Consider the following 13,802-nt stretch of genomic DNA (forward strand, 5'->3'; position numbering starts at 1 on the left):
GGTGATCGACCGTGTCGATACGGGTGCGCTCCGTGGTCGGAGCAGCGGCGATGGTGATCATGGCGACGAGCTGCGGCAGCGACGGGGTGTCGAGCGAGACGGTGCCGCAGCTGCCGGGCCGGGTGACGGTGCCCCCCGAGGAGCCGCCGGTGTCGACGGGCCCGACGGTTCCGCCGGTGACGGCCACCACGTCGCCGCCGCCTCCGACGTTGCCGCCCAGCCCGTATGCCGATCGGCTGCCGACGTTCGACGTGGCCCGGCCGCCGGCGCCGCTGCAGATGGGCCTGCCGGTCGACCAGACGCAGGCCGCCCACCTCAGCCGCATCGAGACCGCCGACCCGGTGGCGTTCATCACCATCGACGACGGCTACGTCCGCCACCCCGAGGCGCTCGCCCTCATCCGCGACTCGGGCGTGCCGGTCACGCTGTTCCTCATCTCGTCGGTCGCGGCCGAGGACCCGAAGTTCTTCAGCGACATCCGCGAGCAGGCCGACGCCACGATCCAGGCGCACACCGTCACCCACTCCCGCCTCAAGGGGCGTTCCTACGAGGCCCAGCGGCAGGAGATCTGCGGCTCGGCGGACCAGCTGCAGGGGTTGTTCGGCACCCGCCCCACGCTGTTCCGGGCGCCGGGCGGCCTGCAGGACCCCAACACCCTCGCCGCCGCCCACGACTGCGGCATGAAGGCCGTGTTCTTCTGGCGGGAGGCGGTGAACGACGGCCGGGTGCAGTTCCAGGAGGGCACCCGTATCCAGCGCGGCGACGTCGTCCTCATGCACTTCCGCCAGACCTTCGTCGACGACTACCTCGCCGCCCTCCAGTCCATCAAGGACGCCGGCCTCACCCCCGCCCGCCTCGAGGACTACCTCCCCTGACCGCTCGGCCCGACGGCCAGGTGACGAGTTCGAAGGGGGTTGGTGAGTCGTTTGTGGTCGTTTGGTTGTTCTTGAGTCGTCTGTGGTCGGTCTCCGACGACGAATGACTCGACTGTGGGTCGGTGACTACAGATGACTCGGGACGGGACGGTCGGTCCGTTCCGTGCGGTCTGTGGCGACCATTTCGGTCGCTGGACGCCCCACCGTGCCAGGACTACCTCCCCTAGCCGTCGAGCGGTTGGTTGCAGAGGCGGAGGTTGCCGGAGGCGAAGGTCCTGGCCTGCAGCAGGCGGAGGTCGACCCGGTCGACCAGCCCGGCATCGACCGGCCCGGCGTCGACCAGGCTCGCCGTGAGGGCCGCGAGGGGTTGAAGTCGAAGCCGAACTCGCGGCCCTTGAGGTTGATCGGCGAGCGGGTCGGGTTCGTGGCGGTCGGGGCCGACACGAGGGTGGCGAAGAAGGTGGCCTGGCCCGTCCTGGGGTCGACCGTCACCAGCTCGGCGCCGCTGCGGGTGCGGGTGACGCCGTAGATCCCTGTCCGGGCGGTCCAGCGAGAACGTGACGATCTTGTTGTTGGTGGTCAGCCCGTAGACCGTGACCGAGTCGTTGCGCCGGTGGGCCTCCGCCGACGAAGCAGCCGACGAGGCCGACGAGGATCAGGTGGGTGGCGGTGGCAGCTCAGGACACCGCCACGGCCGGCACCGTCCGGGTGGCCACGGCGGGTGTCGTGCCGCGGGCGCCGACGACGGTGAGCGTCCATACCCGACCGGCAGGGCTGCAGGTGGTGTGCTTGCTGTTGGTGGGCACGCTGGCCGAGGTCTCGCCGTCGGTCAGGGTGGCCGACTCGCCGCGCTGGCTGCTCCAGGTGAACGTCACCGACAGCCGCTGCGTCCGGGTGCACGCCGCGGTGGTCGCCGAGCGCCCGGTGAACGACGTGATCGTCGGGCCTGCGGGTGGGGTCGGCGTGGTGGTCGCCGGCGGCCGGGTGACCGGTGGGACCGTGGGCGGCACCGTCGCGGGCGGGTCGGCAGGCGGGTCGACGACGACTGGTCCACCGCTTCCGGGAGCCGCCGTGGAGGTGGCCGACGCGGGCAGGGTCGTGGTGGTCGACGCCGGGGCGGTGGTGGTGGCGCCGGTCGACGATGGGGAGGTCGAGTCGCTGGTCTTGTCGCCGCCGCCGTCGACGCTGCGGGACTTGTCGCCGTTGCCGAAGCTGTCGGTCCGCAGCGCCGAGTCGTCCGGCGAGCTGTTGCCCGCGAAGGCGACCACCGCGACGATCACCAGCGCCGCGATCGCCACCACGCCGCCCACCGCCGCCAGCGCCCCGTGCGAGCCCAACACTGCCTTGACGGCGCCGTTCTCGACCAGGGCCGCCTTGAGCCCACCGCCCTTGACGGCGCCGCCCTTGACGGCTCCGCCCTTGACCCCGCGGCTCGGACGCAGGTGCCGGGACGCGGCGGGCAGGACCTCGCGGCCCAACTCGGCCGGTGCCTCGTGGAACGCCTCGGCGGCCGCGGCTGTCGAGGCCCGGTTGGTCGCCTCCCACCAGTCGTGTTCGTCGAGCGGCGCGCCGTCGGCCCCGCCGTCGTTGCCCCAGTCGTTCTCACCCACCACGCTGTCATCAGATCACACCCACGCCCGAGCTGGCATGGCGGCCCCGGCGCCGATCGGATCAGGCGGAGGTCGCAGCACGCCCCGTCGTAGGGTGTGGCGGGTGGAACACGACGAGCGTGTCGAGGCGGCGGAACGGGAGCTCGGAGCGTTGCTGCGGGCCGTGGGCGACGACGACCTGAGGGTGGCCGTGCCGACGTGCCCGGGCTGGACGGTGCTGGACCTGGCGCACCACGTCGGCGAGTTCCTCGGGTTCTGGGCCCACGTGCTGTGCGAGGGCACCGGCCGGGAGAAGACCGACCACGCCCCACCGCCCGACGCCGACGTGACCCCCGCCTGGCTGTCGGCTGCCGGCGCCGACATGGTCGACCAGCTGCGCCACACCCCGGCCGCCACCCCGGTGTGGACCTGGTTCGAACCCGACCAGACCGCCGGCTTCGTCGCCCGCCGCATCGCCAGCGAGCTGGCCATCCACCGCTACGACGCCCAGTCGGCCCGGGGCACCTGCACGCCCATCGACGCCGCTCTGGCGATCGAGGGCATCGACGAGACCCTCGAAGCGCTCGTCACCACCCGCCCCCGCACCGGCGTCCCCACCGGACAGACCATGCACCTGCACGGCACCGACGAGGGCCTCGCCCCGGGTCTCGGTGCCGAGTGGCTGGTCACCCTCCTGCCCGACCGCATCGATGTCACCCGCACCCACGCCAAGGGCGACTTGGCGCTCCGGGGCGCCGTGTCCGACCTGGAGCTCCTCCTCTACAACCGGCCGCCGCTCGGCCCGATCGAGAGCTTCGGCGACGCGTCCGTCATCGATCTCTGGTACGGAGAGTTCGTCTTCTGACACCGCCGATGACGACGAGACAGCTGGGGGCGTGGCTCGGCGCCGCGCTGGCGTGGCTTGCAACGGTCATCCTGCTGGACAGCACCGGGGTCCTCTCCGAGGACGCCGCCATCGTCGTCGACAACTTCGCCCAGCAGACGGCCGGGATCGCGGCGGCGGTGCTGTGCTTCGTCATGGCCCGGTCGACCTACGGCCCGGAGCGCAACTGGCGCCTGCTGATGGGCGTCGGCATGGTCGGCTGGTCGATCGGTCAGGCGATCTGGTCGTACGGGCAGATCTTCTCGGACACGCCCCTCCCGTCGCCGGGGCCGGCCGACATCGGCTACCTGGCGATGCCGGTGTTCGCCCTGCCGGCGCTGCTCTCGCTGGCCGTCGCCCACCCCCAACCCGCGGCGGCCGTCGGGCGGGGGCGTGCCCAGCTCGTGTTCGTGCTCGACGGGCTGATCGTGGTGGGCTCGCTGTTCGTCGTCACGTGGGCGACGGCGCTGGGCGCGGTGGTGCACCAGGGGGCGCCCAACACCGGGTCGTTCCTGGTGGCGATCGCCTACCCGTCCACCGACCTCATCCTGGTGGTGATCGTTGTGCTGCTGGCGGTGACCCGCCGGGTGCCGCAGCACTTGCGCAAGCAGCTGTGGCTCCTGGGGTCGGGGCTCGTCAGCATCTCGGCGTCCGACAGCATCTTCGCCTACATCGTGAGCACCGGTAGGGAGACCATGCCGCCGGCGACGAACTTCGGCTTCATCATCGGGCCCCTGCTCATCGCCATCGCCGCCCTCGTGCCCGCCGACGGCCCGCCGCACCTCGGCAACCGCCGCGCCGACGTGCGGGTCGACCGGGCCCACCTCTTCCTGCCGTACGCCCTGGTGGTGCTGATGGCCAGCACCGTGGTGGTCCAGAACCTGCTGGACGGCAACATCGACGCCGTCGAGCGCTGGGCGGTGGCGGGCGTGACCGGGATGGTGCTGCTGCGCCAGCTCGTCACGCTGGTGGAGAACCAGGCACTGCTCGAGCGGGTGACGGCCACGCAGGCCGAGCTGGCCTACCGCGCCCAGCACGACCCGCTCACCGGGCTGGCGAACCGGTCGCTGTTCGGCGAGCGCCTGGTGGGGGCCATGACCCGCCACCGCGACCAGGGGCGGCCCTACTCGTTGGTGCTGGTCGACCTCGACGACTTCAAGGCCATCAACGACAGCTACGGCCACACCACCGGCGACCGGCTGCTGCGGGCGGTCGGCGACCGGTTGCGCGGCTGCGTCCGCACCGCCGACACCGTCGCCCGCCTGGGCGGCGACGAGTTCGCCGTCGTCCTGGAGGGCACGCTGGACACGCCGGCGACCGTGAGCGACCGCATCCTCACGTCGATGAGCGAGCCGTTCATGATCGACGGGTTGATGCTGCGGATCGGCGCCAGCCTCGGTCTGGTCGAGTCGACCGGCGACGAGCTGGACCTCACCGCCGACGTGCTGATGCGCCGGGCCGACGGGGCGCTCTACGTCGGCAAGGCCCGCGGCAAGGGCCGGGCGGTGCACTACCGCCCGGAGCTCCTCGCCGAGATCCCCCCGGACCGGATCCAACCGGCCCGCCGCTGATCGTCAGCCGGGGAGGACGCCGTAGATCGTGGCGGTCGAGCCGGAGCCGGCCGCGTGGATCGGGCCGCCGACCAGCACGTACGCGCCGGTGGGGGGCAGCGTCCGGAGGTTGTTGAGGTTCTCGAGGCTGATCCGGTGCCGGTGGTAGAGCATCACGGAGACCTCGAAGTTCTCGTCGGTGCCGAGGTCGGGGCCGAACGTGTCGGTGCCGAGGGCGCCCCGCTTGCCGAGCCGTCCCGACGAGATGAGCCAGTCGGCGGCCTCGGCGCCGAACGCCGGCTGGTGGATCACGCCGTCGGCGTCGACGTTGGCGTAGGCGTCGGTGCCCCACTTGGCCTCCCAGCCGGTCCACAGGACCACCGCGGCGCCGTTGGGGATGCGCCCGTGGCGGCGCTCGAAGGCCTTCAGGTCGTCGACGGTCAGGGCGTAGTCGGCGTTCGCCGCCGCCTTCTGCCGGACGTCGATCTTCACCGCCGGGAGGTAGAGGTCCATCGGGTCGAGCTGGTCGGCGAGGAGGCCGCCCTCCTCGAAGTGCCCCGGAGCGCCCCAGTGGGTGCCGGTGTGCTCGCCCTCCATCACGTACTGCATGTAGAACCCGTCGACCGGGATCGTCGCCATCGTCTCCAACGTGAACTCCGGGTCACCCGGGAACAGGGTGGTGGTGGCCGGGTCGTTCACGTGCGACAGGTTGACCAACCGCAGGTTGGCGAGGGGATTGCCGCCGTGGCGGGGGCTTGCGCCTGTGACGTCGACGGGATCGAGCACGGTCGCGCCGACCATACCGGCCACTCCGGCGGCGGCCGTGCGCATCAGCTGTCGTCTTTCCACCAGCTACGCCTCTCTCTGCCATAGGGGGTGGGGCCACCCCGAGTGGGGGACAGATTAGGCCCGGTTCATGCGGACGTTCGCGGCCTCGGGTCCGACTCCTGGACGCTCATGATGACGTCGTCACCGATGGGCAGGGGCTCGCAGCCGTGGTCCTTCTCGCAGACGAAGTCGAACTCGGGCTCGGCCAGGTTGTGGCAGTCGGCGCAGCTGCCGCCGAACTGGTTGATCACCTCGGCGCCACCACGGGTGACGATCTCGGTCCCCTCTGGCGTCACGGTCAGGCTGAAGAACTCCCAGTCGTTGGAGTCCGGGTCGAAGCCGGCTGCCCGCTTGACCATCGCCTCCTGCGGGATCAGCTGGATGATCGTGCCGACGGGGTAGGCGCCGCCGCCCTCGGTGTCGTTCGCGATCGCCAGGGCGTCGTCGAGGTGGCCCAGGCGGTTGTCGACGAAGAAGCCCCGCACGGGCGTCATGTCGTGGATGTTGACGAAGTCGTCGGCCTCCATCACGAGGTCCTCGGGCTCGGTGGTGGTCGTGGTCTCGTCGCTGCGGCCGTCGGTCGCATCGTCGTCGCCGCCTGACGAGCAGGCGGCGACGACGGCGATCACGACCGGGAGCGCGACGGCCACGACCTGCTTCAGCGCCCCCCAGGGCTGATGCGCAGTCATGTCCGGACCTTAGGTACCCCCGGCGGACTTTGCATCGAAAGTGCAATCAGCCTGCGCTACTCGCAGCCGATGCCGTCGGCGTCCCTGTCGAGGTCGTACTCGTCGGGCCCGACGACGCTCACCTGGCCGGTGTAGGCCGGGCCGTTCCCGCTGCCGCCGGCGCAGTCGACGTCGCTCGCGAACGGCACGCACGGTGTGTACGACGGGTGGCAGTTGCCCGCGGGGGCTGGCGGCGGGGGTGGAGGAGGAGGCGGCGGCGGGGGAGGTGGCGGCGGTGGGGGTGGGGGAGGTGGAGGAGGCGGCGGGGATGTGGTCGGGGGGACGGTCGTCGGGGGTGTGGTCGTGGTGGTCGGGGGCGCCGTCGTCGTCGTGGTGGTGGTCGACGGCCTCCGGCGCTGGGTCGTGCGGGGCGTCTCCTGCTCGGTCGTCGACGGTGAGGCGGTCGCCTCGGTCGTCGACTCGTCGGCGCAGCCCGTCGCCAACGCCAGGAGCAGCAGCCCTGCGGCTGCCGCCGTGAAAGTCCTCATGTTCCGCCTGCTTCCTTGTCCGCCGTGTTCGAAGGATGCCGACGCTACGGACCCGGCCGCCTCCCGTCACTGGCACCGCATGCCACCTCCCGATACCCGATCTGGTGGGTCGGGATTGTCGCTAGGCTGCAGGACATGGCCGCCATCGTCGGGTTCCCGGATCCTGTGGACGAGGTGTCGGCGCGGCTGGTGGCCGGTGGGGTCGTCCTGCTGTCACTGGCCACGGTCGCCCTCGACCAGCCGTGGCTCATCGGTCTGATCGCCTACGGCTTCGTCGCCCGGGTGATCTCGGGACCCACGCTCAGCCCGCTGGGCCAGCTGGTGACGAAGGTGGTGCGGCCCCGGCTCGAGGTCGCACCCCGGCCCGTGCCCGGCCCGCCCAAGCGGTTCGCCCAGGCCATGGGCGCGACGTTCAGCCTCACGGCCGCGGTCCTGGCGTTCGGCTTCGACGCCACCGGTGCCGCCTACGTGGTGCTCGGGATGCTGGTGGCGGCAGCGACGCTGGAGTCGGTGTTCGGCGTCTGCCTCGGCTGCCGGGCCTTCGCCCTGCTGATGAAGGCCGGCGTGATCCCCGAGTCGGTGTGCGAGCGCTGCGTCGCGCTCAGTTGACCAGGCGCTCCCGGCCCTCCCAGTAGGGCGCCCGGAGCTTGAACTTCTGCAGCTTGCCGGTGGCGGTGCGGGCCAGCTCGTCGCGGATCTCCACCGAGGTGGGGCACTTGTAGTGGGCGAGGCCGCCGCGGCACCAGGCGATCAGCTCGGCCTCGTCGACCGCGGCCTCGCCCTCCTCGGCCGACACATCGGGCGCCAGCACCACCAGGGCCTTCACGGTCTCGCCCCACTTGTCGTCGGGCACGCCGATCACCGCCACCTCGGCGACCGCCGGGTGGGAGAACAGCCGGTCCTCCACCTCGATCGACGACACGTTCTCGCCGCCCGAGATGATCACGTCCTTCTTGCGGTCGGAGATCGTGAGGTAGCCGTCGGCGTCGATCGTGCCGCCGTCGCCGGTGTGGAACCAGCCGTCGGGGATGGCGTCGGCGGTGGCCTCGGGCTGCTCCCAGTAGCCGAGCAGCACGTGGTTCGACCGGGCCAGCACCTCGCTCTGCTGGTCGACCCGCAGCCGCACGCCCAGCGCCGGCACGCCCGCCCGACTCAGTCGAGCGGCCCGCTCCCCGTCGGTCACGCCGTCCCACTCCGGCCGGGTGCGGTTGACGGTCAGCAGTGGCGACGTCTCCGTGAGGCCGTAGATCTGGATGAACTCCCAGCCCAGCTCGGTCTCCACCCGCTCGATGATGCGGGTGGGCGGCGGCGCTCCTGCGACGACGATGCGGGTGCGACCCGCCCCGGGCACGGGGCCGTCCCACGTGGACGCGGCGTCGAGCACGGCGGCGACGACGGCGGGTGCCCCGCACAGCAGCGTGACCCCGTGGGCCTCGATCCGCCGCAGGATCTCGGCGCCTTCGACCTTGCGCAGCACCACCTGCGGCACGCCCATGGCCGTCAGCGCGTAGGGCATCCCCCAGCCGTTGCAGTGGAACATGGGCAGGGTGTGGAGGTAGACGTCGCGGTCGTCGATGCCGACGTGCCACCCGAACGTGGCGGCGTTGGTCCACAGCATCCGGTGGGTCATCTGCACGCCCTTGGGACGGGCGGTGGTGCCGCTCGTGTAGTTGACGGTGGCGGTGGCGTCCTCGTCGGGCTCCCACGGCCGGGGCTCGACGTCGTGGAGGTAGATCTCGCCGTCGTCGTCGCCCAGGCGCACCTTGTGGGCGCAGTCGACCGCCTCGAGCGTGTCCTCCAGCTCGGGGTCGAACAGCAGCATCGACGCCCCGGAGTGCTCGACGATGTAGCGGATCTCGTCGGTGTGGAGCCGGAAGTTCACCGGCACGTACACCCGGCCGTGGCCGCTCGTGCCGTAGAAGCCGGCGAGCATCCGGGCGGCGTTCTGCGACACGATCGCCACCCGCTCGCCGAACCCGACGCCGAGCTGGTCGAGCCGGGCGGCCTGGGCGTCGGCCAGCGTGGCCAGGCGGCGGTAGGTGACGTCGCCGAGTGACGGGGCCGGCTGGTCGGGCTCGTCGACCACGCCGACGCGGTCGCCGTAGACGAGCGCAGCCCGCTCGATGTGGTCACGAACGGTCAACGGCACCTTCATCGCGCTGTTCCCCCTTGTCGGGTGGCCGGCCCCGAGGGTCATTCTGCCTTGAGTAGCGCCCAGGTGAGTCGGTCGTCGAGCCAGCGGTCGAACCGGAGGCCGGCCTCGAGCGCCTCGCCGGACAGCTGGTCCTCCTCGATCGCGGTCGACGTGAACGTCTGCGACCAGCGCCGGTCGCCCAGGATGTAGGTGACGGTGGCGTCGAACTCGGCGCCCCGCTGGGCGTGGATCTCGATGTCGATCTCCACCGGGCCGACCGTGCCGTAGCCGCTCTCGGGCGACCGGGCCCAGCCGGGCTCGTAGCGCTGCAGCAGCACGACGCCGTCGTCGGTCAGGTGCGACCGGCACACGTCGAGCAGCGCCGCCCGCCGCTCCCGCTCGGCCACGTTGATCAGGTGGCTGGCGCCGAGCACCCCGTCGAAGCGGCGGTCCAGGCGCAGGCCGAAGACGTCGGCGTGCACGGTCTCGGCGCCCTCGACGTGGGCGAGCATGTCCGCGGAGTCGTCCACCGCCACCGCGGGATGGCCCAGCGCCACCAGCGGGTGGGTCATGCGCCCGGGCCCGCTGCCCAGGTCGAGGATCGACCCGCCGGGCGCCACCGCGTCGTGCACCATCCGGGGCACCTCGCCGGGCGGCAGCGCCAGGTAGACCGCCACGGGGCTGCCGTCGGGTGCGACGTCGTCGTCGGTCATCGACTATTCCTATAGCGCATGGCGGTCTGGGGAAAGGTCGGGCGGGGGGCGTGGACCGCGGTGCGTGGCGGTCGGGCGTTGCAGACCGCGGAGGCGGACGATCCGGGCGACGCCGTCGACCCGGTGGACACACCGCTCACCTCGCAGGAGGCCGTGCTGTTCGTGCGCTACCTGGCGGCGACGACGGTGCTGGCGACGCTGGGGACGCTGTTCCTCGTGAAGTACGCGGTGCTGGTGCTCGCCGGGCTCGTCTGGTGGCTGACCGGCGAGGCGCTGCTGGGCGGCGTGCTGGTGGTGATCTTCCTGCTCCTGGCCGGCATCCAGTGGCTGGTGACCCGGCAGATCCGGCGCTTCGGTGCCCACCGCGAGCTGGCGGCGCTCGACGACGTGATCGAGAACGCCCCGGTCGTCTGGTGGCCCAACCTGCGCCGTGAGCTCGAGCGGGTCGGTCTGCGCTCGGGCCCCCTGGCGTTGCTGCGGCTCGGTGCCGGGGCCATGACGGGCCGGCTGTCCGACGACGAGCGGGCGAAGTTCGGTGCGATCGACTGGGGCGGCGTGGGCCCCCGGAACCAGTGGCGCCGGGCCCGCCGGGCGCTGGCCGACGCCGCCGCAGCCCGCCAGAGGTAGGCCCCCGCTCAACATCCGCGGCCGCTCCGCAGCGTCTCCACATCGCGTTCACATCTCGGGACGATCGTCATCTCCGTTGGAACGAACGGAGAGGAGACGGAGATGAATCGACGAGTGTGGACCGGCGTGGTCGCAGGCCTGCTGGCCGCCGCCGTGCTGTTGACGGTGGGGGTCGGTGCCTACCGCGCCGGCCAGGACGACGAGGTCACCCAGGTGGTGACCGAACGGTCCGAAGGCGGCGAGGTCGTGCGCGTGGTCCGGGACGGCGACTGGGGGAACCATTGGGGCCCCGGGCCGGGGTTCTTCCTGTTCCCGCTGCTGATCATCGGGCTGGTCGTGCTGTTCGCCCGGGGCGGTCGTCGCCACTGGCACGGCTACGGCCACGGTTACGGTCACGACTACGGCCGCGGCTACGGGCCGCCTTGGAACCGCCCTTGCGGACCGGGCCCTTACGGCCCCGGCCCCGACCCCGAGGCCCCGACGGCGCCGAGCCCCACCCCGCCCGACGAGCCGTCGTCGGCGTGACATGGGCAATCGAGACGGGGGCGGGATCCGAGGGGTCCCGCCCCCGTCCCGCGAGACTGGCGAGGTGCCGAGAGTGCTGGTGGTCGACGACGAGCCCAAGATCGTCGACGTGGTCCGCGACTACCTGACCGCCGCCGGCTTCGCCGTGAGCGTCGCCATGGACGGGCCGACGGCGCTGGAGCGGGCCCGGGCCCAGCCGCCCGACCTGGTGGTGCTCGACCTGGGCCTGCCGGGCCTCGACGGTCTCGACGTCGCCCGGGCCCTGCAGGCCGCCGAGCCGCCGGTGCCGATCATCATGCTGACGGCCCGCAGCGACGAGGTCGACCGGGTGCTGGGTCTGGAGCTGGGCGCCGACGACTACCTGGTGAAGCCGTTCAGCCCCCGGGAGCTGGTGGCCCGGGTGCGGGCGGTCCTCCGGCGCAGCGCCCGGGCGGGCGACGGGCGGGAGCGCTTCGCCGTGGGCGACGTCACCGTCGACACCGCCCGACGTCGGGTCGCGGTGGGGGAGCGGCCGGTCGAGCTGACCTCCACCGAGTTCGAGCTCGTGGCCCACCTGGCCCGGGAGCCGGGACGGGTCTTCACCCGGGCGCAGCTGCTCGACGTGATCCACGGCGTGGTCACGGAGGGCTACGAGCGGGCCATCGACGCCCACGTGAAGAACATCCGCCGCAAGCTCGAGGACGACCCCCACCGTCCCCGGCTCCTGCTCACCGTCCACGGCGTCGGCTACCGCTTCGCCGAGGCCTGACCATGAGCCCCGGTCGACGCAGCGGGCCGCCACCGTGGTGGCCGGAGGGCGAGCCCTGGCATGGTGGGCCGCCGTGGGGTGCCTGGCACGGCGGTCACGGCGGACCCCGGGGCGGGCCGCCGTGGCGCACCGCCGGGCCGCGCCACTTCCGCCGGCGGTTCCTGGTGGCGGCGGCCACGGTCCTGGTGGTGATGATCGGGCTGGGGATCCTCTCCAACGCGGTGTTCGGCGGCCGGAACTGGCGCGACGACGAGTCGAGCCGCCAGGACCGCAACCCGATCGCGCTGGTGGGCTTCGCCGGCGTGGTGCTCCTGATCGGTGGGGCCGGGGCGACGCTCGCCTACCGCCGCCTCAGCCGGCCCGTCGGCGACCTGCTGGGCGCCGCCGACCAGGTGGCCGGGGGTGATTTCGACGTGACCGTCGAGCCCGGCGGCCCCCGGGAGCTCCGGTCGCTGGCCCACGCCTTCAACCGCATGGCCGAGCGCCTGGGCGACACCGACGAGCAGCGCCGCCGCTTCCTGGCCGACGTCAGCCACGAGCTGCGCACGCCGCTGGCCGTGCTGCAGAGCGGCATCGAGGCGCAGCTCGACGGCATCCACGCCCGGGACGACCAGCACCTGGCGTCGCTGCTGGAGGAGACGCGGCGGCTGGGCCACCTGGTCGACGACCTGCACACCCTGGCACTGGCCGACGCCGGCCAGCTGGTGCTGCACCGCGAGCCGACCGACCTGCCCGCCCTGGTGGAGGAGGCGATCGACGGTCACCGTCACCTGGCCGAGCGCACCCAGGTGACGCTGCGGGGGCCGGCGCGGGTCGCCGCGTCGGCCGCCGCCGGCGCGTTGCCGCTGCTCGACGTCGACCCCACCCGCATCCGCCAGGTGCTCGACAACCTGCTGTCCAACGCGGTGCGGCACACGCCGGCCGGCGGCACGGTGACCGTCGCCGTCGAGCCGGGGGTCGACGCCGTCCTGGTGGCGGTGAGCGACGCCGGCCCCGGCTTCCCGCCCGACCAGCTCGCCCACGTGTTCGAGCGCTTCACCCGCCCGGTCGACAGCCGGGGCAGCGGCCTGGGCCTGTCGATCGTGCGCGACCTGGTGGAGGCCCACGGCGGTCGCATCGAGGCGACGAACCGGCCGGAGGGCGGGGCCCGGGTGGCCTTCACGCTCCCTATGTCTACGCTGTAGACCATGATCCAAGCCGGACTGCAACTGCCCAACTTCACGTTCCCCGACCGGACCGTCGACCAGCTCTTCGACACGCTCAGCGATGCCGCCCAGGCGGCCGACGAGTCCGGCTTCGACTCGCTCTTCGTCATGGACCACTTCTTCCAGCTGCCCCTGCTCGGCCCGCCCGAGCTGGAGATGCTGGAGGCCTACACCCTGCTGGGCGCCCTCGCCGCCCGCACCGAGAACGTCGACCTGGCGACGCTCGTCACCGGCGTCACCTACCGGAACCCGGCGCTGCTGGCGAAGATCCTCACCACCCTCGACGTGGTGTCGAAGGGTCGGGCCATCCTCGGCATCGGCGCCGCCTGGTACGCCGAGGAGCACCGGGCGCTCGGCTTCGAGTTCCCGAAGGGGTCGGTCCGCTACGAGAAGCTGGAGGACGCGCTGAACATCTGCCGCTCGATGTTCACCCAGCGCCAGACCACGTTCGAGGGCAAGCACACCTCGGTGACCGGCGCCTGGAACTCGCCCCCGCCGGTGCGGCCGGGTGGCCCGCCGATCATGGTGGGCGGGGCCGGCGAGCGCCACACGCTCCGGCTCGCCGCCCAGTACGCCGACGCCTCCAACCTCAACTGCGGGTTCGACGAGGTGCCGCACAAGCTGGAGGTGCTGGCCGGGCACTGCGCCACCTTCGGGCGTGACGTCGCCGAGATCAGCACGTCGGTCCTCGGCACCCTCGTGATCGGCGCCACCCACGAGGACGCCGTCCGGGTGCTGAGCGAGATGCTCGCCGGCCGGGGCGTCGACGCCTCGACCCTGCCGCTCGACGACATCGACGAGCTGCGCAAGGTCCTGCCCCGCTTCTTCGTCGGCTCGCCCGACGAGGTGACCGAGCAGGCGTCGAACCTGCTGGCCCTGGGCATCGACGGCATCGTCGTGAACATGCCG

At 72.4% G+C, this 13,802-nt stretch carries 16 protein-coding genes; 10 read left to right on the forward strand and 6 right to left on the reverse strand.

Annotation, left to right across the window (positions count from 1 at the left end; all coding sequences use genetic code 11):
- Positions 1–11: 11 nt before the first annotated feature.
- Both VK611_22045 and VK611_22050 read left to right on the forward strand, forming a co-directional pair.
- A complete protein-coding gene (locus tag VK611_22045) occupies positions 12–875 on the forward strand; it encodes a polysaccharide deacetylase family protein (protein ID HMG44030.1) in 864 nt (287 codons plus the stop codon).
- Between the two features lie 238 nt (positions 876–1,113).
- On the forward strand, positions 1,114–1,404 hold the full coding sequence (locus tag VK611_22050) for a hypothetical protein (protein ID HMG44031.1): 291 nt from the start codon (positions 1,114–1,116) through the stop codon (positions 1,402–1,404).
- Positions 1,405–1,552: 148 nt separating this feature from the next.
- Here the strand turns inward: VK611_22050 and VK611_22055 are convergent, their stop codons facing one another.
- On the reverse strand, positions 1,553–2,485 hold the full coding sequence (locus VK611_22055) for a hypothetical protein (protein ID HMG44032.1): 933 nt from the start codon (positions 2,483–2,485) through the stop codon (positions 1,553–1,555).
- A 103-nt stretch (positions 2,486–2,588) separates the two neighbouring features.
- Between VK611_22055 and VK611_22060 the strand changes: the two genes are divergently transcribed.
- Together VK611_22060 and VK611_22065 are read left to right on the forward strand one after the other, a co-directional pair.
- Entirely contained in the window at positions 2,589–3,329 is a 741-nt protein-coding gene (locus VK611_22060) for a maleylpyruvate isomerase family mycothiol-dependent enzyme (protein HMG44033.1), read from the forward strand.
- An 8-nt stretch (positions 3,330–3,337) separates the two neighbouring features.
- Complete coding sequence (locus VK611_22065; GenBank protein ID HMG44034.1) at positions 3,338–4,918, forward strand: GGDEF domain-containing protein; 1,581 nt, start codon at positions 3,338–3,340, stop codon at positions 4,916–4,918.
- Between the two features lie 3 nt (positions 4,919–4,921).
- Here the strand turns inward: VK611_22065 and VK611_22070 are convergent, their stop codons facing one another.
- The 3 genes from VK611_22070 to VK611_22080 all read right to left on the reverse strand — a co-directional run bounded on the left by VK611_22070 (position 4,922) and on the right by VK611_22080 (position 6,941).
- Positions 4,922–5,746: a cyclase family protein gene (locus tag VK611_22070; protein HMG44035.1), complete on the reverse strand. Its 825-nt coding sequence runs from the start codon at positions 5,744–5,746 to the stop codon at positions 4,922–4,924.
- A 65-nt stretch (positions 5,747–5,811) separates the two neighbouring features.
- Positions 5,812–6,414 (reverse strand): hypothetical protein, encoded by a 603-nt coding sequence (locus tag VK611_22075; GenBank protein HMG44036.1) that lies wholly within the window; start codon positions 6,412–6,414, stop codon positions 5,812–5,814.
- A gap of 56 nt (positions 6,415–6,470) precedes the next feature.
- Positions 6,471–6,941: a hypothetical protein gene (locus VK611_22080; GenBank protein ID HMG44037.1), complete on the reverse strand. Its 471-nt coding sequence runs from the start codon at positions 6,939–6,941 to the stop codon at positions 6,471–6,473.
- A 135-nt stretch (positions 6,942–7,076) separates the two neighbouring features.
- On the opposite strand from VK611_22080, the gene VK611_22085 reads away from it, so the two are divergent.
- Positions 7,077–7,550, forward strand: coding sequence for a DUF4395 domain-containing protein (locus tag VK611_22085; GenBank protein ID HMG44038.1), 474 nt, complete (start codon positions 7,077–7,079; stop codon positions 7,548–7,550).
- On the opposite strand, the gene VK611_22090 is transcribed toward VK611_22085, so the two are convergent.
- Together VK611_22090 and VK611_22095 are read right to left on the reverse strand one after the other, a co-directional pair.
- Positions 7,543–9,096 carry an AMP-binding protein gene (locus VK611_22090; GenBank protein HMG44039.1) on the reverse strand — a complete coding sequence of 518 codons (1,554 nt, stop codon included), beginning with the start codon at positions 9,094–9,096 and terminating at the stop codon, positions 7,543–7,545. The two genes, VK611_22085 and VK611_22090, sit on opposite strands and share 8 nt — an antisense overlap.
- A 38-nt stretch (positions 9,097–9,134) precedes the next feature.
- Complete coding sequence (locus tag VK611_22095) at positions 9,135–9,788, reverse strand: class I SAM-dependent methyltransferase (protein ID HMG44040.1); 654 nt, start codon at positions 9,786–9,788, stop codon at positions 9,135–9,137.
- An 18-nt stretch (positions 9,789–9,806) separates the two neighbouring features.
- Between VK611_22095 and VK611_22100 the strand changes: the two genes are divergently transcribed.
- The 5 genes from VK611_22100 to VK611_22120 form a co-directional block, all read left to right on the forward strand.
- On the forward strand, positions 9,807–10,415 hold the full coding sequence (locus VK611_22100) for a hypothetical protein (protein ID HMG44041.1): 609 nt from the start codon (positions 9,807–9,809) through the stop codon (positions 10,413–10,415).
- 102 nt (positions 10,416–10,517) lie between these two features.
- Positions 10,518–10,940 carry a hypothetical protein gene (locus VK611_22105; protein HMG44042.1) on the forward strand — a complete coding sequence of 141 codons (423 nt, stop codon included), beginning with the start codon at positions 10,518–10,520 and terminating at the stop codon, positions 10,938–10,940.
- Positions 10,941–11,004: 64 nt separating this feature from the next.
- The gene (locus VK611_22110; GenBank protein HMG44043.1) at positions 11,005–11,688 is read left to right on the forward strand and encodes a response regulator transcription factor; all 684 of its coding nucleotides are present in this window, start codon (positions 11,005–11,007) and stop codon (positions 11,686–11,688) included.
- Between the two features lie 2 nt (positions 11,689–11,690).
- Positions 11,691–12,872, forward strand: coding sequence for an ATP-binding protein (locus VK611_22115; protein HMG44044.1), 1,182 nt, complete (start codon positions 11,691–11,693; stop codon positions 12,870–12,872).
- Positions 12,873–12,875: 3 nt separating this feature from the next.
- A partial coding sequence (locus VK611_22120; GenBank protein ID HMG44045.1) for a TIGR03560 family F420-dependent LLM class oxidoreductase occupies positions 12,876–13,802 on the forward strand: 927 nt, incomplete at its 3' end.

Source organism: Acidimicrobiales bacterium (genome assembly GCA_035316325.1).
Classification (GTDB): domain Bacteria; phylum Actinomycetota; class Acidimicrobiia; order Acidimicrobiales; family VFJN01; genus DASXTK01.